This is a genomic window from Tatumella terrea, from assembly GCF_039523755.1.
GTDB classification, from domain to species: domain Bacteria; phylum Pseudomonadota; class Gammaproteobacteria; order Enterobacterales; family Enterobacteriaceae; genus Tatumella; species Tatumella terrea.
The window spans coordinates 1-18,187 of sequence record NZ_BAAAFX010000006.1; the positions used below are offsets into that span (position 1 = coordinate 1).

19 protein-coding genes, 2 tRNA genes and 1 pseudogene are annotated in these 18,187 nt (G+C 50.8%); 17 read left to right on the forward strand and 5 right to left on the reverse strand.

Annotation, left to right across the window (positions count from 1 at the left end; genetic code table 11):
- The first annotated feature begins 1,824 nt into the window (after positions 1-1,824).
- Positions 1,825-1,898 (forward strand) — tRNA-Cys (locus ABD035_RS03000).
- 5 nt (positions 1,899-1,903) lie between these two features.
- Positions 1,904-1,990, forward strand: a tRNA-Leu gene (locus ABD035_RS03005).
- 569 nt (positions 1,991-2,559) lie between these two features.
- Here ABD035_RS03005 and ABD035_RS03010 read toward each other — a convergent pair.
- From ABD035_RS03010 to ABD035_RS03020, 3 genes and pseudogenes are all read right to left on the reverse strand, one after another.
- Positions 2,560-2,859 carry a helix-turn-helix domain-containing protein gene (locus tag ABD035_RS03010; RefSeq protein ID WP_343867594.1) on the reverse strand — a complete coding sequence of 100 codons (300 nt, stop codon included), beginning with the start codon at positions 2,857-2,859 and terminating at the stop codon, positions 2,560-2,562.
- Positions 2,859-3,171: pseudogene (locus tag ABD035_RS03015) on the reverse strand (type II toxin-antitoxin system RelE/ParE family toxin). The gene ABD035_RS03010 and the pseudogene ABD035_RS03015 overlap by 1 nt, the downstream one beginning before the upstream one ends.
- A gap of 576 nt (positions 3,172-3,747) precedes the next feature.
- On the reverse strand, positions 3,748-4,020 hold the full coding sequence (locus ABD035_RS03020; RefSeq protein WP_343867596.1) for a hypothetical protein: 273 nt from the start codon (positions 4,018-4,020) through the stop codon (positions 3,748-3,750).
- 276 nt (positions 4,021-4,296) lie between these two features.
- Here ABD035_RS03020 and ABD035_RS03025 point away from each other — a divergent pair, with 276 nt between their 5' ends.
- Both ABD035_RS03025 and ABD035_RS03030 read left to right on the forward strand, forming a co-directional pair.
- Positions 4,297-4,773 (forward strand): DUF2778 domain-containing protein, encoded by a 477-nt coding sequence (locus ABD035_RS03025; RefSeq protein WP_343868181.1) that lies wholly within the window; start codon positions 4,297-4,299, stop codon positions 4,771-4,773.
- Positions 4,742-5,005 (forward strand): hypothetical protein, encoded by a 264-nt coding sequence (locus ABD035_RS03030; protein WP_343867598.1) that lies wholly within the window; start codon positions 4,742-4,744, stop codon positions 5,003-5,005. Before ABD035_RS03025 ends, ABD035_RS03030 begins: the two co-directional genes overlap by 32 nt.
- On the opposite strand, the gene ABD035_RS17620 is transcribed toward ABD035_RS03030, so the two are convergent.
- Complete coding sequence (locus ABD035_RS17620) at positions 4,916-5,323, reverse strand: DUF4406 domain-containing protein (protein WP_425579706.1); 408 nt, start codon at positions 5,321-5,323, stop codon at positions 4,916-4,918. The two genes, ABD035_RS03030 and ABD035_RS17620, sit on opposite strands and share 90 nt — an antisense overlap.
- A 725-nt stretch (positions 5,324-6,048) precedes the next feature.
- Between ABD035_RS17620 and ABD035_RS03035 the strand changes: the two genes are divergently transcribed.
- From ABD035_RS03035 to ABD035_RS03095, 13 genes are all read left to right on the forward strand, one after another.
- On the forward strand, positions 6,049-6,432 hold the full coding sequence (locus ABD035_RS03035; protein WP_343867600.1) for a toxin co-regulated pilus biosynthesis Q family protein: 384 nt from the start codon (positions 6,049-6,051) through the stop codon (positions 6,430-6,432).
- 10 nt (positions 6,433-6,442) lie between these two features.
- Positions 6,443-6,844, forward strand: coding sequence for a type IV pilus biogenesis protein PilM (locus ABD035_RS03040; protein WP_212712207.1), 402 nt, complete (start codon positions 6,443-6,445; stop codon positions 6,842-6,844).
- An 8-nt stretch (positions 6,845-6,852) separates the two neighbouring features.
- Complete coding sequence (pilN, locus tag ABD035_RS03045; protein WP_343867605.1) at positions 6,853-8,475, forward strand: PilN family type IVB pilus formation outer membrane protein; 1,623 nt, start codon at positions 6,853-6,855, stop codon at positions 8,473-8,475.
- Positions 8,475-9,761 (forward strand): type 4b pilus protein PilO2, encoded by a 1,287-nt coding sequence (gene pilO2, locus ABD035_RS03050; RefSeq protein ID WP_343867607.1) that lies wholly within the window; start codon positions 8,475-8,477, stop codon positions 9,759-9,761. Before pilN ends, pilO2 begins: the two co-directional genes overlap by 1 nt.
- A gap of 19 nt (positions 9,762-9,780) precedes the next feature.
- The gene (gene pilP / locus ABD035_RS03055; RefSeq protein WP_343867609.1) at positions 9,781-10,281 is read left to right on the forward strand and encodes a type IV pilus biogenesis protein PilP; all 501 of its coding nucleotides are present in this window, start codon (positions 9,781-9,783) and stop codon (positions 10,279-10,281) included.
- Complete coding sequence (locus ABD035_RS03060; RefSeq protein ID WP_343867611.1) at positions 10,274-11,767, forward strand: GspE/PulE family protein; 1,494 nt, start codon at positions 10,274-10,276, stop codon at positions 11,765-11,767. Before pilP ends, ABD035_RS03060 begins: the two co-directional genes overlap by 8 nt.
- Positions 11,764-12,846, forward strand: coding sequence for a type II secretion system F family protein (locus tag ABD035_RS03065; RefSeq protein WP_343867613.1), 1,083 nt, complete (start codon positions 11,764-11,766; stop codon positions 12,844-12,846). The genes ABD035_RS03060 and ABD035_RS03065 overlap by 4 nt, the downstream gene beginning before the upstream one ends.
- Before the next feature lie 13 nt (positions 12,847-12,859).
- A complete protein-coding gene (locus ABD035_RS03070) occupies positions 12,860-13,441 on the forward strand; it encodes a type 4 pilus major pilin (RefSeq protein WP_343867615.1) in 582 nt (193 codons plus the stop codon).
- A gap of 4 nt (positions 13,442-13,445) precedes the next feature.
- Complete coding sequence (locus tag ABD035_RS03075; protein ID WP_343867617.1) at positions 13,446-13,913, forward strand: lytic transglycosylase domain-containing protein; 468 nt, start codon at positions 13,446-13,448, stop codon at positions 13,911-13,913.
- Positions 13,910-14,521 (forward strand): A24 family peptidase, encoded by a 612-nt coding sequence (locus ABD035_RS03080; RefSeq protein WP_343867619.1) that lies wholly within the window; start codon positions 13,910-13,912, stop codon positions 14,519-14,521. Before ABD035_RS03075 ends, ABD035_RS03080 begins: the two co-directional genes overlap by 4 nt.
- A gap of 13 nt (positions 14,522-14,534) precedes the next feature.
- On the forward strand, positions 14,535-15,950 hold the full coding sequence (gene pilV, locus ABD035_RS03085; RefSeq protein WP_343867621.1) for a shufflon system plasmid conjugative transfer pilus tip adhesin PilV: 1,416 nt from the start codon (positions 14,535-14,537) through the stop codon (positions 15,948-15,950).
- An 80-nt stretch (positions 15,951-16,030) separates the two neighbouring features.
- Entirely contained in the window at positions 16,031-16,549 is a 519-nt protein-coding gene (locus ABD035_RS03090) for a hypothetical protein (RefSeq protein WP_343867623.1), read from the forward strand.
- 15 nt (positions 16,550-16,564) lie between these two features.
- A complete protein-coding gene (locus ABD035_RS03095) occupies positions 16,565-17,170 on the forward strand; it encodes a hypothetical protein (protein ID WP_343867625.1) in 606 nt (201 codons plus the stop codon).
- Between the two features lie 224 nt (positions 17,171-17,394).
- Here ABD035_RS03095 and ABD035_RS03100 read toward each other — a convergent pair whose 3' ends face one another.
- Entirely contained in the window at positions 17,395-17,730 is a 336-nt protein-coding gene (locus tag ABD035_RS03100; protein WP_343867627.1) for a DMT family transporter, read from the reverse strand.
- Positions 17,731-18,187 lie beyond the last annotated feature (457 nt).

Here is an 18,187-nt window from a genome sequence, read left to right on the forward strand (position 1 = left end):
GTGCGGCATCAGGAGAAAACGGAACAAACACATGAACAACAGATGGAATTGCTAGAGTAGTAAGCGGAGGGTGAAAGTAGCCCCCCTTACAGGGGGCATTCTCAAAAGCCACCTTCTAAGAAGGTGGTCTTTTACTTTTGTACTCTGTCACCGCATGACCGCATGACCGCATGACCGCATGACCGCATGACCGCATGACCGCATGACCGCATGACCACATGACCACATGACCACATGACCCCGGCCCACTGGTCACCTTAGTCAGCGGTTTAGCCGCGAACTTCTGGTGGTGACTTAACCGCCCGTACCATCCTAAGCACACCTCACAGCGGCTCAACAGCCAGTCAGTCCCCCGGAAGACCTGCGGAGAGTGGCACCGGTATATATATAACCTCATTCACGGAGTGTTCCGCGTTGAGTCCATCCTGAATGACGCTGGTAGGGTCTCCGGTCATGGCAGAATATTTCAGAAGCCGTGGGCGCTCGCTCATCTCAGTAACGCCGGCTGTTCACCGAAAAACCCATCAAACGTACGTACCGGCATTCTCCTTATGATTTGAGTGCAGAGGGCAGAGATTAACTTTTCAGCTTAAGGCATCCGGAAAGGGAAATATGCAGCGACATATCTGCTTGCCGGCCTGTTATCATTTCCGGACCGGAACACTTTTCAATCTGTCCTCCCGGCAGCAGCACTTCACCGCTGAATTTTTATTGTATGAAGCGCTATCTGTGGGAGTACATCCATATATTATCCCTGCCGGGTCAGCTCACATAGACTCACTGGTCACCCGGGCAGCAGCACTTCACCGCTGAATTTTTACTGTATGAAGTGTTATCTGTGGGAACCCATGCACGTATTATCTTTGCCGGGTCAGCTCACATAGACTCACTGGTGGCCCGGGCAGCAGCACTTCACCGCTGAATTTTTACTGTATGAAGCGCTATCAGTGGGAGCACATCCATATATTATCTTTGCCGGATCAGCTCACATAGATCCATCGGTGGCCCGGCCGCAGCACTTCAGCGCTGAATTTATACTGTATGAAGCGTTATCTGTGGGAACCCATGCACGTATTATCTTTGCCGGGTCAGCTCACATAGACTCATCGGTGGCCCTGGCAGTAGCGCTTCACTACTCGTTTACACTCGGCGCTTTTTGAAGAGGGCGATTGACGGAACCTCGTTATGCTCTTATCTGACTATCTGACTATCTGACTGCTGCCCGTATACGCGGTCCGAAGGGCTAAAGTGCAGCACTGCCGGGTCCGGCAATGACGTTCTGTTCCGTGTTAAGGCGGCACGGGTTAAGGTGCTTTCATTGGCTCAGTGGGATAAAAAGTTATATCTTGCAGAACTGACGGAACAGATCTCCGTAACGCACTGAATATACGCGGCAGATTTTCACAGACAGGCTTCTTTGTCCGGTGCACTGGTTATCCTCCGCAGAGCAGGGAAGTAAAGCCAAACGGGGAAGCGGATTTACCGTCCGGAATCAGAGTGCATCAAGGCAATGCAGACGGAATATTTGAATTTTTATTCATTTAAATCAGTCTGTTAGTGATGATAATTTAAACATCTTAGCGTAATTGTGTTCGCTGACTGAACAGTTTGCTGAATTTTCAGTCATTCGGTCGGTTTTATTGGAAAAAATAGGGGATAGCTCTTGCCAAGGGCGGGGAACCAGTCCATAATAGCCGCCATTCCGGAGACGAAAGAGATATTAAGTCTTTCGGAATCAATAAGTTAAGCAGGTGTTTTCCACCGGAATTAACAAAGAATCAGAAGAGCAGCATATTTTAAGATGTTGTAATTCAAAGAATTAAAGGCGCGTTGGCAGAGTGGCCATGCAGCGGATTGCAAATCCGCCTACCTCGGTTCGACTCCGGGACGCGCCTCCAGATTTGCCCGGGTGGTGAAATCGGTAGACACAAGGGATTTAAAATCCCTCGGCTGTAAGGCTGTGCGGGTTCAAGTCCCGCCCCGGGCACCACCGATTAAAATGAACAAAAATAAGCACTTATGTGCAATGTCGTTTAACCGCCGTCAGGCGGTTTTTTGTTTTCTGCTTTTCCTTCCATTCACCATTCGGTCCTCTGTCTCTGTCTCTGTCTCTGTCTCTGTCTCTGTCTCTGTCTCTGTCTCTGTCTCTGTCTCTGTCTCTGTCTCTGTCTCTGTCTCTGTCTCTGTCTCTGTCTCTGCTTTCACTGCGACAATTGAAATTTCTGGTCATATGCTGCAGCAAGTTCAGAATTTTTATGGGCAGAGATCGCTCCCTTAAAAAACATAAAACCATCACAAAACATCACAGTGTGACGATCTGAAAGCATCACAATAGTGTTTTATAACTCCCGAAATTTACTATGCGTGACGGTTTCTGTTGCGTTTTATGAGGGTTTTACCGAACTATTTTATTCATCTAAATCATGATGATAGAGGATGTTTTCAGGAGGGGATGGTTTTCCGATGGCTGACTCAAAATCAGCACCGGAAGAAATTTAATTTTTTAACATAGAGAAGATCGATAATGATAAAAAACCAGCGCTCAGGCTGGTTCTGCAGTTAGAGAGTGTCGGGAGAAAGCGCCGGAATAACATGGAGGGGATCGCGTTCTATCGCTCTGAGCAATGCTTTTGCCGGTCCGGTGGGTTCGCGTCGGCCCTGTTCCCAGTTCTTTAATGTGTCGACATTGACTGAAATCAGTTTGGCGAACCCACTCTGTGAAAGACCGGTGGCCGTTCTGATAGCCCTGACCTTAACTGCCATAACCGTTGTTTCACGGGATGGATCACGGGAACCCTCGATGATTTCATTCATCAGCGTCATGCTTTCTGTCAGACGCTCAAATAGTTTTTTGTCCATTACCAACCCTCATTCAACGCCCTTAACAGACGTTTTTCTTCCTCAGATAAATCATCCATGACGCCTTTTTTTATAGATGAGCAGAAGTCTGATCTGCGATTCGGATACTTTATAGTAGTAAATCACCCGGACCCCGCCACGTTTGCCTTTGCCTTTGGCCGCCCAGCGGACTTTCCGCAGGCCGCCTGTATTTTGAATGACGTCTCCCCGGGCAGGATTGTCTGCCATGAACTGCTGAAACTCACAATATTCATCATCGTTCAGTAGTTCCTTTACATCTTCGGTGAATACAGGGGGTTCAATAAATAACATAAGTGTACGTCATTGGCGTATGGTTTTGGAGGTAATACCACCTCTCAACTGTAAGTCAATGGCGTACATTCGGGTATGGAAACAGAGCTGAAAGAAGAGTTAAAAAAATGGCGGTAAAAATAAGTAAAAAGCTAAATGACGTAGTCATAGACAGTTTATTAGTTCATTAAATTCATAAGGTTATAATTTTAAAAGCAGCATCGTAGTTTTTAAAACCCCCCGTTGTAAGGCTGTGCGGGTTCAAGTCCCGCCCCGGGCACCACCGATTCAAATGAACAAAAATAAGCACTTCTGCGCCACTATCATAATATCACTTCATAATATTATTTAACTGACTTCTGCGCCCCGACATGTTTAACCAGTTGACGGGTATTTTCCTCGCCGATAGCTATTCCCACGGACGCTGTGCCTCTTCCTGCATGGCCTCACGACCGTCAGCCAGGAGAGGGCGGCGACCACGTGAGGACGCCGCGAAGCCCCGGGTGCGCATGTACAGCACTATCTTTCCTGGTCGGTGATTGAGTAGTCACGCGCTGAGCGCTTGCTGAAGTATCGTGACAGCACATCGCGGTATGTCTAATCGTTCCAGCCGGGGAACGACTTACCGGTGTGAACGATACGGATCAGGTCAGATATTACGGTTTCCCCTTGACGGTCAGATGTGCATAAGAAGCTTGAGGTCAATTCTCTGCTCACCGCACAGTGGTGCGGCCTATTGGTAACGTCGACGGCGGCACGCATCTCTTCTTCAGCGCTGACAGCTTCCTGTAACAGGGCCGTCAATTCCGCTGCATCCGGCGCCTGTTTTTTGTAAGCGGTGTACTCGCCGGGTTTGGCATTGTTGGTCATGGATAAATCTCCGGGAATTAAAACGAAAAAGCCCCGCACAGGGCGGGGCTTGAGCCATCAGCAAATTTCGGTGAAGCAGATTAAGAATAATTGGATCACAAAAATGAGTTTCAGGCAATCATTTTCAGTCAAACAGACTGCTAAACAGACTGCTTTCTGTTATACAGAGAGGGCTGTTCACATAACGCGGATACCGTTAATGAAGAGCCAGTCAGGAGGATGAAAATGGCGTTAGAGGGAAGATTTATCATTAACAACGAATCAGTATCTCAGCTCATGTTGCACGGGGTCGGAGCCTTTCCGGCCTATTCCGGGTCTGGAGAATTCAGGAATCAGACCGGCTGTGTTGACGTACCCAAAGCAGGCCCGCTTCCACCGGGCAGATATCATATTGTGGATCGCCCGACAGGCGGCTGGAAGGGTGTGATTCGCACCGACCTCCACGATTTTTATTCCTGGGTTACGCTCTATCCGGTCATCAAGGGGGAATGGTTCGCGCTTTACCGGGATGACGGTACAATTGATGATTACACTTTCATCAATGGCGTGAGGCGGGGTAATTTCAGGTTACACCCGCGAGGCCCGAAGGGCGTGTCTGAGGGATGCATAACCTTTGTGAACCGGACGGACTTTCTTCGGGTACGCCAGTCACTGCTGGCCACAAGCCCCATCACGTTACACAACGGATTACGATCCTACGGAACTATTGAGGTGGTAGCGAATGGAAGCAAAGCGTGTTCCGGTCGGCTTTAAGCTACTTATCTTCACCGGACTGTTTGCGGTTTTCTGCTGGTTGCTTCAGTCAGGGGGTGAGATCAGCAACGAGCAGTTATCGATATGGCGTAAGGCCGCAACGCTGTTCGGGGATGATGATCCGGAAGGGTTTATTCTACTGTCAACATTTCTGGCGAATCTGGTACTGGCGGTAGCGGGCTATAAGTGGGTTGTGCGCTGCCTGGAAAAAAGGATGAACAAACCGGGCTGACTCCCGGTTTACGGTAAACCATCCGGCCGCTGTCACTGCTGCAGGGTAATGATGCCTTTGACGGCATCCAGCGACTGGCCGTAAAACATCAGCCTCAGCTCTTGTTCCTTTACTTGTCTCCCACTCATTCAGCAGATAGATGGCATCGGCCTGTTCCGGCATAGCCTGCGTCATTTTTATAGACTGGCCGTGCTGCAGCTCATCCGGGAAGACAGCAGCATTAAGGACAATAAAATCCGGATCGTCCAGTTGCTTCGCTGCGCAATGGAACTCATCGCCATTGTCCTCTATTGCAGCCTTTTGGCCACTGCGGCACAGAACTCGTTACGGATTTCGGCCCGCCTCCTGTTTTTGGCATTGCAGGGACACCACATCGCATTGAACCAGAGTTTAGCTGCGTCACTGACAGATCTTAATCCGGCTGATTAATGGTTCAGGGATATTATCGGCTGTTATTTCCCTGCTACATCAGGTCAGAAATATAAATCTCTATTTTCCCCGACTCACTGAAAAAAAATATCTATTCCTTAAAGAAAACCCTTCTCTGAATAAATAATCGCTATCCGGTGCTTACCGGAATTACATCATATCCCTGATAACAATAAGGAATCATCAAAATTAAGATATTCCATGGAATATGATCCTGCTTTTAGCGGATTTATCGCTATTTTTTTTGATGATAATTGTTAATCACATCGATCATTATTTTAAATGGTGGGGGGTGTATTATTCCAGGGATTGTCATGCAAATGTCATAAAGATGATTTAATAGAGCGTAAATATACTTTGATTGCAATTTATCCCGGAAGGAACCGTTAGAGGGCTAACAAAGTATTAAATTTTACATATGAATTATTTTTCGATCCTTATCTCTGAATTGGTGTGATAATCTGCAGTATATTAGTATAAATCACTTAATTTATGCCTGTAGTAAAGATTGCGTAAATTTTTGTTTGCCTAAGTAAATTCATCTCTTTATGATTAATCTTATTCGTTAGCATTTAGTGCTATTTAATAAATCTACCGGTAAGAGAAAATAATAGGTGACCAGGAAAAATTTATTTTGGCTGGTGGTGTTATTTATATTTTCCAGGCAAGGGCTGGCAGCAGAAGGTTTTCTGTCACCCCCGACTGAACATTCACCGGAAAACCGTGCACCGCAGGTTTATGAAATATCTGCAGGCACAACGCTAAAGCAGGGCTTGCAGCAATGGTCAGCCACTACCGGATGCGATGTTACCGGAATTTATCACTGGCAAATGATCTGGGAAACTCAAGTCAATTATCAGGTTGATGCGCCCCTTATTTTCCATGGTGATTATCTGACAGCCATCACAAAAATAATTGATTTATATTCAGTGGCCCGTATTCCGCTGTACGCACATATTTATAGAAACCAATGTCTGGTGGTCATCGATACCCGTTGAGGGCTGTCTTATGTATTACTGGTTACTGTCATTTTTTATCGGGGGATTATTGTTTGCGGGCCTGTTCCCTGAGGCACAGACACAACAGCAAATTAACGATGAAAACTGCCAGCGCGAGGCGATGTTTTTTCTGAACAAAGCCGCAGAGTGGCAGCACTCTGACCACACTCAGCCTGTCAGCACCGGACCGGCTGAAATCCCGTTACATTTTGAACGACGGGAGAAACAGCATTATCTCTGGACGACTGAAAAGCCGGGACTGGCGGGGTGTCTGATGAAGGTTAGTGAACATAGCCGGTTATTTTATATTTTACGGGATCACCGCCTGTATGACATGGACGGTACTGCCGAAAATATAGAAATACCTGATGACATCACTGACGGCAGTATTCTCTATTATTACCAGGAATAAGATGGTTTATGAAATTCAATAAAAAGACTACGCTGAGCCTGTTATCGTTGTTATTTATTCAGCTATCAGGGTGCAGTAGCTGGCAGAGAATTAATGAGATAGAAAAAGAAAATAATCAACTGACATCACAGGCGGATGCCATGATGCCATTTAATAAAGCACATCCCTATGTCGTTAATGAAAATTCCCAATGGATTAATCCGGAGCCTGTCAGCCATTCTTCTCAGGACGGCCATGGTGAACTGCCATTCTGTAATATGACACTCAACCATCCGGGGAATATCAGCCTGCAAGCCATTGCGTCACTGATTACCTCTCAGTGTCAAATTCCTGTAAATGTGACTCAGGATGCACTCAGCCAGCAGGAAAATAGTTCAGGATTCAGCGGTCAGGATCCCTCAATGAATGACCCTTTACCGGGAAACGGCGCGCCGGTGAATAGCGTTTCCTCCGGGGCATCACTGAATCATCTTTTCTGGCAGGGGCCGGTTTCCGGTTTGCTGGATGATATTACTGCACGTCAGGGACTGAGCTGGGAATACCAGGACCACAGGGTAATTATTTCCTATATGACCACCAAAACCTTCCCGGTGTTATTTATGGATAATAATGCCAGTTTTTATTCCCGCACGGTCAGCGGCACGACCTCATCACAAAACCAGAATACCAACGGGGTCGCCGGCGGGCAAAACGCGTCTGACAATGGTGATAAAAATTCAGGAACCACCTCTCAGGCGACCACTATGGAAATAAAGTCCGGACTTTATCATGATATTTCCAGCACCATCTCTATGATGCTGACACCGGGTAAAGGCAGGATGGAGCTGACGAACGGAGAACTGACGGTCCGGGATACTCCGCGTGTGCTGAGTGAAGTGGCGCGATATATCGATGATCGGAATACCCAACTGAACCGCCAGGTCGTTCTGAATGTGCAGGTCTACAGCATAGATAACAAAGATAACGACCAGCTGGGTATCGACTGGAAAGCGGTGTTTAACAACACCAATCTGGGGTTATCGCTGACCTCACCTTATGCGGATGCCGCCAGTGAAATGATGAGCAGCGGCATCTCAATTCTGGATGGAAAAGGGCAGGGCAGCACGGCACTAGTCAAAGCGCTGGCAGAACAAACGCATCTGACGGTGGTGACTCAGCTTTCCAGTATGACGACCAACCTTTCCGCGGTTCCTGTACAGGTGGCGTTGCAGCAGGACTATGCCTCTGATACCAGCACCGAAAATACCGCCAATGTCGGCTCCTCCAGCAGTATCAGTAAGTCCACCATTACCACCGGTCTGAATATGACGATCCTGCCGTATCTGATGCCTGACTCAACCCGTATGCAGTTGCAGTTTGCCATCAATATGTCCGATGACCCGACCTTCAGAACATTTACCAGTCAGAATGCGTCGATTGAACTGATGAAAACCCGGATGAAAATTTTCACTCAGCGGGTATTGATGAAATCCGGACAGACGCTGGTGTTAAGTGGTTATCAGTCGGTGAGTAACAGTGATGATCATCAGGGCGTGGATCATTCTCATTTCTTCCTGCTCGGCGGGGGGGATGGCGGCAGCCGGGGCAAGTCTGCACTGGTGATCCTGATCACTCCGGTGCTGATGGGATAATGGCAATGCAACAGAATCCCCCTTACTGCATCCGGCAAGGTGGTCGCCAGCTGGTAGCCGGACTGGAATGGCGCTATCTGCCGGTCAGAGGCCGCAGGAAGATCCGCCAGCGCTTACCTGCGGGTCAGCAGACTTTCCATGTTGTCCTGACCAATGAACGCCGGAGTGATCCCGGATGCCTGCTGGGGTGCGTCGGACTGCCGCCGGCAGAGCAGGGACGGGTAAAACGTTATCCGCTGGCCCTGATGGCGCTGCAGAAAATGCCACCGGACAGCTATGCCATCTGCCGGCTGGAGGAGGGACTTTACTGGTTTGTCGCCAAAGAAGGTCACGGGTTATCGCCGTTCAGCGACTTTCCCGGTACCCGTGAGGAAACCCGGCATTATGTGCGGCAGTTTTTATTACTGAACCGTTCAGAGACCCAGTGGAAGGAATTTCGCAGTGACAGCCCGTCAGTAAACGGTGCGGTAGAAAAAAAACAGTCTTTCGCCGGTCTGACGCTGGATGAGTTATTACAACATTCCCCCCCGCTGGCCCGGAAATACCGGCTGAAGGCAACGGATAACCGTTCCCGGCTCAGACTGGCCGGCGCGCTGGTGGTGATCGGAGCGGCGATCCTCTCAGCCGTGATGTGGTGGAATAACTATCAGCAGCAACAACGTATCGAAGCCGCCCAGCGCTATCTGTTACTAAAACAGCAGCAAGGGTCGGCGGCAGAGACGGCTCTACCCTGGTCCCGTCAGCCTGCACTCAGTGACGTGCTGTCTGTCTGCCAGCAGCGTACCGGTGGTTTACCGATGGTGATTGCCGGCTGGGGATTAAGCCATGTGAGCTGTACGGCGGATCCCGCCGGAATAACGGCGAAATATAGCCTGCAGCGTGCCGGAACGGTCGATGATTTCTCCCGTCAGTTGCAGGAGCATGGTCTGTCCGGGCTACCTTACCGGTTCAATCTGCCCGGGGCAGGAGATGAAGCAGAGATATTTTTACCCTTTACCCTGCGCCAGGGCACTGACCGTAAGACCTCAGCGTCTGTGCCCTTAACCTCTCTGGTGAGTCTGGCACAACAGACGCACAGTGAATTACAACTTTCGGATGCCGCAGGCATCGAATCGGGTCGATTTACTGTCCGGACATTTACTCTGGTAACCCCACTGAGTCCGCGTTTATTACTCACCGGACCGGTTATGCAGGCGCAAAACCTTGGCTTTATCCGCCTTGACATCAGCAGAACCGCGGGCCGGTTACTTTTTACGCTGGAGGGACGCTTATATGAAAAGCAGTAATTTCAGGAGAAGTCACCTGTTGCTTTTGTTGATCTGCAGCCTGAGGGCCGTGGCCGGAAGTCAGGAGGATGGATTTACCCTCGGCTCACTGGAAAAGATCCAGGAAGAAACCCTGTTCGACCAGGCCCGGCTGGAAAGTGTCCGCGCGCGGAATGAGCTGGATAAATACCGGCAAACCGCCGAGCCTCAGCCGGCAGCAGATCCAGCCGTCCCTGCAGGTCATCCATTAACGGGGATGTCCGGTGAGGCGGCCGATGCTCCGGCCCCCGTCAGTACGCCGGCAGAAATTACTGACCCGGGAGAGGCCACTCTGCCAGCGGTCATCCAGATCTGGGGTAATCGCCGGCATCTCAATGCACAGTTGCAGATGCCGGACGGAAAAAGAGTGACGGTGGCTGAAAACACGGTCCTGCCCGGCAACCGGTATCGCATTATCGCGATCACGCCCCGCGAGGTCAGGGTCAGTAACGGCTATGGCTCGCCGAAGAACCTCGCCTTTATCGGGGGCAGTGATGATTAATCGTCAGGACAGTTCGGCGTATATCCATATTGACCGTTCTGCGGAGGAGCTCACGGTTTACTTCTCAGAAGCTCACCGGCATGACCCGCTGACGGCCTCGGTGCTGGCCGGCATACTTCGGCAAAGCCCCCGGGCCAGGTTTGCGCCTGTCCAGCTCGATGAGTTACGTCAGTTACAGAATGAGCAACAGAGTGATCAGGTCACTACCGATATCAGCCGCTCTGAGCAACAGTCCAGAGTGATCCGTTATTTCCGGCAGGCCGTGACGCTCGGAGCTTCCGATATCCATCTGCTGATCGGCTATCAGGAGGTCACTCTGGTGCAGTTACGTATCCACGGCCAGCTGCGCACCATCGCGCAACTGGAGCGCGAAGAGGGTATGCAACTGGCGGCGACCATCGTCTTGTCTATGTGTGATGTGACGGAAAAAAGCTTTAATGCGAATCGTGCACAGGATGGCAGGCTGCGCAGTGAATTTGTCCGGCAACTGGGGATTTTCGGTGCACGCTACGCACATACCCCCGCAGAATTCGGGCTATATGTGGTTATGCGCGTATTGCCGGATGACAGCGGATCACTCCCGACCCCGGACCAGCTGGGTTTTCTGCCGGTACAGCAGCAGCAGATCAACCGTATGCTGACCCGCCCTGAAGGGATCATCATTATTTCCGGCCCGACAGGCTCAGGAAAGAGCACCTCTCTGCGCTGTTTCAGCCGCTGTTACCTTGAACAGACGTTACACAGTAAACGGCTGTTCACGATAGAAGATCCTCCGGAAGGGATGATCCCGGGAGCGGTTCAGACGCCGGTGATCGCTGACCGTACCGACCCTGAAGCGCTGAGCCAGGCCTGGTCGAGAGGCATTTCATCGGCGCTGCGTCTGGATCCGGATGCCATGATCATCGGTGAGATCCGCGACACTAACTCGGTCCGTGCCGCACTCAGTGCGGCGAAGTCCGGGCATCTGGTGCAGACCACACTGCATGCAAACGATGCCATCGGTATTCTGGATCGTCTGACCGATACCCTGCAAATCCCGTTGCCGGAAATTGCCGACGCGCAGTTAGTGATTGGCCTGATTGCCCAGCGACTGGTCCCTGTACTGTGCCCCTCCTGCAAGCTGAGCTGGCAGCAAAAGTTACCTTCCATGTCAGCGGAACAGCGGGACTTTCTGACGCGGCACTGTGAGGCGGAAAAACTCTGCTTCCGGCATCCGTCCGGATGTTCAGAATGTTTCCATGGCACGGTAGGCCGGAAGATGATTGCCGAAGTGATCCGCCCTGACGCCCGGTTTATGGAGCTGTACCGGCATGAGGGGAAAATCGCTGCCCGCAGATACTGGCTGGAGACCCTGAACGGCATTACCCGGACGGCTCACCTGAAAAATTACCTTCATCAGGGGGTGGCCGACCCGCTGGAGGCCGATTTGATCAGTCCGCTGGATGAAGATGACCTGATGCAGCCGCCGGTAAGGGGGCAGGCATGACAGAAAAACGGACCTGGCGTGAATACAGTGAATCTCTCAGCCGCCAGCTGGCATTGAGGACCTTCTCAGGGAATGACCGGATCAGTTTGTATGATGACCTGGCCTTCCTGCTGGAAAACCAGTTCAAACTGGCCGATGCCATCAGCACGCTGATCATCAGCGATCGTTCGGCCAACAGCCCGCGGGTCTATTGTCTGCAGGATATTGCTGCGGCCCTGACCTGCGGGATGTCACTGGATAAAGGGCTATGTGGCTGGGTGCCGGAACAGGAGCTCTTACTGCTCAGTGCAGGGGTCAGTGACGGGGATCTTGCTGCCGCTATCCGGCGCGCCATGACCATTGCCCGGGCCACAAAAGAGATGCGTTCAGCCTGCAGTGCCGCACTGGCATATCCTTGTCTGTTACTGGTTTCTTGTCTGTTTATGGTACAGCTGGTCAGTCATCGCTTTCTTCCGCGACTGGCGGTTCTGGTCAGTGAAGACCAGTGGCAGGGCTCGCTGCAGGCGCTGGCCGTGATTTCCCGCGGACTCAGTGGACACCTGTTCCTGATCTCTGTCGGTGCCCTCGTGCTGACGGGCTGGACACTCTGGTCACTGCCTAATCTGACCGGGCGTGTGCGCTGCCACCTGCTGGATCACCTGCTGCCGTGGAAGCTTTACCGCGACATCCAGGGGGTGAGTTTCCTGCTGAATATCTCGGCACTGCTCCGTGCTCAGGTGAAAACGGAACAGAGCATCAACCAGTTAATGCAACGCGCCTCGCCCTGGCTGTATGAACGGCTGGAGGCCACGCTGCAGCATGTCTGGCAGGGGAAGCATCTGGGGGCGGCTCTGTTTGCTACCGGATATGCCTTTCCTTCGGCGGAAACCGTAAAAAAGCTGCGGGTACTGACCGCGGCGGACAATGCAGAAAATATTATTGAGAATTTCGCGAATGACTGGCTGCAAAAAACCGTACAGCGGATTAAGCAAACCGCGACGATGGCCGGCTATGTCTGCCTGAGTCTGAATGCCGGCTACATGGTACTGATCCTGCTCTCCACGCAGGATCTGAATAACCTGATTTCTGTTCATCAATGACCCGAGGAAACTCATGACGACAGCAACACCCATACACCGCGGAGCTATCTCCCTGTTTGAAGCCGGTATCTGGATCACCATTTCGCTCATCGTGCTGGTGATTGGGATCAGTGTCGGGGGAGGTTTATTCAGCCGTAATGATACCAGCACAGAAATGGGCAATATCAGTGAACTGATCACCAATACCCGTAATATGCTGAAAGTCGGAGGGAGCTACCAGTTTGCTTCCGACCGTGAAATGACCGGGGCGCTGATCCGCTTCGGCGGCGCGCCGGGGAATATGAGCATCCGCGGAGATAAAAACTCCGGCCAGGCCATCCTCAGTAATGTCTGGGGTAAAAATGTCACCCTGGTTCCGGATAACGTAGAGGGAGAAGGCAGCAACAGCGGATTCATACTGCGTTATGAGGGGGTCCCGTCGGAGGCCTGTACCACGCTTGCCACCAAACTGGCCAGCACCAGCCTGATTGATCACATCAGTATCAACGGCCATCGCTATAGCAGCAGTCAGGGGGCGGGTGAGGCAGCCGCTGATTGTCAGTCCGCCGGGGACGGTAAGGATAACAACCGGCTCGAATTTTTCAGTGCGAACTGACACGATGAACCGCGGATTTCTTTGTTTACTGCTGCTGATCGCGTGGCAGGGCCGGGCGGCAGATTGTTTTGAGCAGGCAGCCCGTCATTACCATCTGAATGCAGACCTGCTCCGGGCCATCAGTCAGGTGGAAAGTCAGGGAAAGGCGGGGACAATCGGCCTGAACCGTGACACTCAGGGGCGGGTCACCAGCAGGGACTACGGACTGATGCAGATTAATTCGACCCATATCGCGGCATTGATCCGTGAACACCGTATACAACAGGCCACGGATTTATTACGGAACCCTTGTCTGAATATCGATACAGGCGCAGGGATCCTGGCCCGTCATCTGAGCTATTGCGGAAATAACTGGGCCTGTCTGGCCACCTACAACACCGGTTTTCTGCAGGGCCGGGATCAGGCACGCCGCCGTTATATCCATAAGGTTTACCTGGCTTATATGATGTATTCGCAGCGGAAGGCAGGATGATGGCAGACAAGATAGTGCTGTTTATGGTCGCCGGAATGCTGATGGTCAGGCAGGCCTGTCAGTTTATCGGTGATCATCAGGGGAATACCCCGGGCAAGCCAGTGCCTGTGGCAATTATTCTGCTGGCCACAGCGGCTTTTGCTCTGGCACTGTGGGTGCCAGGCATGTCCGGACAGCCTGTGGTACTGGCAGCGTTTCTGTTATGGGGAATTTTATTCACCGTGATTGATATCAGCAATTTCTGGCTGCCCTGGCGCTTTACTCTTAGTTTTACAGTGACCGGTGCATTGATACTCTTTCTGATAAAGGGCAGTGCCGCCATTATTACCGGTATAATTACCTGGAGTATTCTGTTTTTATTATTCCGGGGAGTAGAAAAGATTTCGCTGAGGACCTGCGGAACCTCGGTAGGTCAGGGGGATGTGTATTTTATCAGTGCATTGAGTTTCTGGATGCATTGGCAAGTCATTTGTCTGGTATCCGGCGTGGGTTTTTTATTATTGTTTTGTCATGCACTGATAATAAATAAAAAAACATTGCCGTATGCCCCTTATTTTTATGTGGCGTTCTTACTCTGTCAGGTAACGGATGTTGCCAGGTTAATTTAACAATAGTGCACCTATGGGAAATATACATCGCGGAGATACGCTGTTTTCTCTGAGCCTGGTACTGGCGTTAATATTAATTGCAGCGCCGATAGGGTATCAAAGATACAGTGACTATTTACAACTGCAGGAATGGACAGTCACCGCCAGAGAAACTGACATGTTTTCCGGTGCGGCTGAGCGTTACCTGAAAGATAATTATGGTGAATTACAGAAACATTTGCTGGCAGAGAAATTTATTGCGATCGATGCAGAGCAACTCCGGCAAAAAGGGTATCTGGATAAAAATATCTCGCTTATTAATAACGAGGGACAAAGCTATACCGCGTATTTTACTCTGGATAACCTGACGGATAAAAACATAACAGGGTTATTACTTTCCCGGCAGGGCACTGTTCTCAGTGAAAAAGGGATGCGTTATATCGCACGACTGATGCACGGAGAGTCAGGGTATATCAGTGAAGATAATCAGGCGACCGGGGTGGATGGCAGCTGGAAACTGAATACCACGGAGTCTGGCATTCCGGCGGCCCGCGGGCATCTGGTCACGCTATTCTCCGCCGACACGATGCAGAGTGTATTCAGTGAAAGTGACCGCCTTTATCGCTATACGGTGCCGGGCCATCCGGAACTGAATCAGATGCATGCCGATATGGATCTGACTCAGCACAGCATTCGTAATGCGGGCGAGATCACAGGGAAAAATGTGTCGCTCAGCGGTGGTCTGGCCGCAGATAGCGTATCAGCCAAAGCCGGGCTGTGGAGTGATGGCACGATCACCGGTGAAACCGATATCCGTACTGTCACCGGATCACTGGTGACCCGCGGTGATAAGGGATGGATTAACAGTACCCATAATGGCGGCTTTTATATGGATGATGACCAGTGGGTAAAAGTCTGGAAGGACAAAGGGATTGAAACCGGCGGGGAGATCAAAGGCGGGAAGATATCTTCCGATGGCCGTATGACCACCCGTGAATATCTGGATGTTCAGGGCACCGCCTCACTGAACTCCGCCTGTAGTGAGGACGGCTTGATCGCCGGTGGCGGGAATTCGGGCATATTATTTTGCTACAACGGCCAGTGGACCGGATATATGAAAAAGTCGGTTCAGCTTTCCAGTCTCGGCGGCAAAACCGGAAGTTATCAGGGGCTCAACGGCACCGGAGAACTGGTGTGGATGTCAGTGACCGGCGGCAATTCTTCACTGAGCCGGAGTGCGGGGGACGGCTATTGTTATAATTTTGCAGATTTAAGCGCCACCGTTAACGGAATTATGGTCGCGCATAATAGTAGTCAGGGTAAAAATATTACACCCTCAACGTCTGTTTTATTTGCTATTCCGCCGGGAGCTAATTATTCCGTGGTTTCCCGGCCGGGGCAGATATATGGCTGCGGATATGGACAGTTTTCTGTTTCTGCTTATCAGTAATCACTCACAACACTCAGGAGGTAGATTAATCATAAAAAACGTGTGTATTCCTTAATTAAATTATAACTATGGAGTCTGTAATGAATAAAATGATGAAAAGCATTCTGGCTTTCCCGCTGGCAGGATTCTTTGCTGCCAATGTTATGGCAGCAGATACTTCGGCCGATCAGGAACCGGTAACCACAGTTACTACACCGACCTATTATGCATTAGGCGATAGTGATGGCGGTGTTTTGAATTATTTCAAAACGAAATATACCGCCGGCAGTGCCAGTGACTACGATATTTTATTATTAGGTGATTCACTCAGTGCTGACGCGTCTTTAAAAACGACCGTGACTCAGGCATTAACTCAGGGAAAAGAAGTCATTTTTGATGGCAGTGCCGGCGGTAAAAAAGCGGCAGCCCTGGCAGGAGCGGTGCTGGGCTCTTCGGTTCAGTCTGATGCGGTGATGTTTAAAACGTCACCTGAAGGTGATGGCTATCTGATGACCCCGGTGGATCTGAGCTCCGGGCAGTATTCCACAGAGCTATTCTCGGATGAGAAAACAACATCCGCTGTGAATTCAGACAATACGCCGGATCAGATCTTCCAATAATTCAGGGGACAGACAATGAAAAAGATTTCACTAACGTTGTTAGCGGCACTGCTTCCGCTGTCGAACGGTTTTGCGAGCACCTGTCTGGTGGGCCATACCGAGAATGTTATATTAACCGGCAAATCTGCCGCCTTTGCACAGACTCAGTCACGTACCACCTGGGAAGACTGGATCTGGCGCGGACCTATCTACCTGTGCCCGAAAGGATCCGGCGGGGTAACCAGCTGTACCTATATCTGGGGGCAGACGAAAACCACCGGCTATCAGTGGGGCGGCACAGTCGGCCTGAACCTGAATAAAATTCCGGTGATCGGGGGAGCGTTGAGTCTGGTCTCAGTGAGCGCGAACTATAGTCATCAGCAGAGTTTCAGCACTAACTATAACTGGAATATCAGTGTTGAGCCTGGTTATTACGCGCAACCTATTCAGGTGGTGGTTCGTCGCTGGACTCAGGGAAGTTATCGCGGGGGATACGTTCACAACCCGACCACCAAGTGTTCTATGGGAATTGCTTCTACGCCGGCATTAAACTGGTATGGCTGGGATAATAGTGTTGTAGCAGGACGCTGGACGGCTAATATCGAGCAATCACGTTATGCGAGCTATTACGTCCATAAATAATCGGCATCGCTGAAATTAACCACCCCCTGTCGGGGTGGTTTTTTACTTGCGGGTTATCGCATCACGTCATCGTCGCACGGTCAGCTGACCCGGCCAGAGAATATCTTCAATGTCACCGGTAAGACTGATTTCCCGGAGGAGCAAAGAAAATGGCGGTATGACCAAAGTCCGAATGCTTCGGCCATTATTTCCCCGCCGCAAAGGGACCCGTCACTGACGCCCGGTCAATGGGTGACGGATTTGGAAAATAGCTGGATAACCACTACCCCCATTACTATCAGCAGGATGCCGATAATCGCTGCCAGGTCCAGCGTCTGCCGGAAAAACACCCAGGAAATCAGTGAGACCAGGCAGATGCCCACCCCGGCCCAGATAGCATAAGCTACCCCGACATTCATAACCCGCACCACCTGAGATAATCCCGCAAAAGAAATAATATAACCGGCGATGACTGCCAGTGAGGGGAGCAGACGGGTAAAGCCTTCTGAGGATTTGATCATAGAAGTCGCAAATGTTTCGGCGACGATAGAGACAAAAAGAATCAGCCATGTTTTTAACATAATGTCGTCCTTAAAATGCAGGTCCCGGGTCAGCCTTACGGGCTGTAGTAGAGGAGGTGCCCCGGAGTGACGCAATAACCGGGGGCAGATCGATAATACGTTGTTTAATCTGCAAGGGTCTGTCGATAAGTCCGGCAAATTGTACCTTTTCCGGGCTGAAAATTACAGATTGCCCGGCATGAGGCGCATCCGGCGCACTTATGGCCCGTCACCTCGTTTGAGTAAGCCCGGGAGTTCACAGGATCTTAAGCGCGGGTCTGGCCGTAATAAGAACCCGACCCCTGCCTCCTGTCAGTGCTTCGGGCATAAAAATATGAATGACGTATTCCCGTGACTCCATCGTTGCTGAATAACCGCCGGAGCGAAGGCAGAATTTCCTGCACAGAGACATTTATCTGTCCGGTGACCACGGCCACCCTAAGAGCCGGATTAAATAAGCCATGCCTGAAAAAAAGAA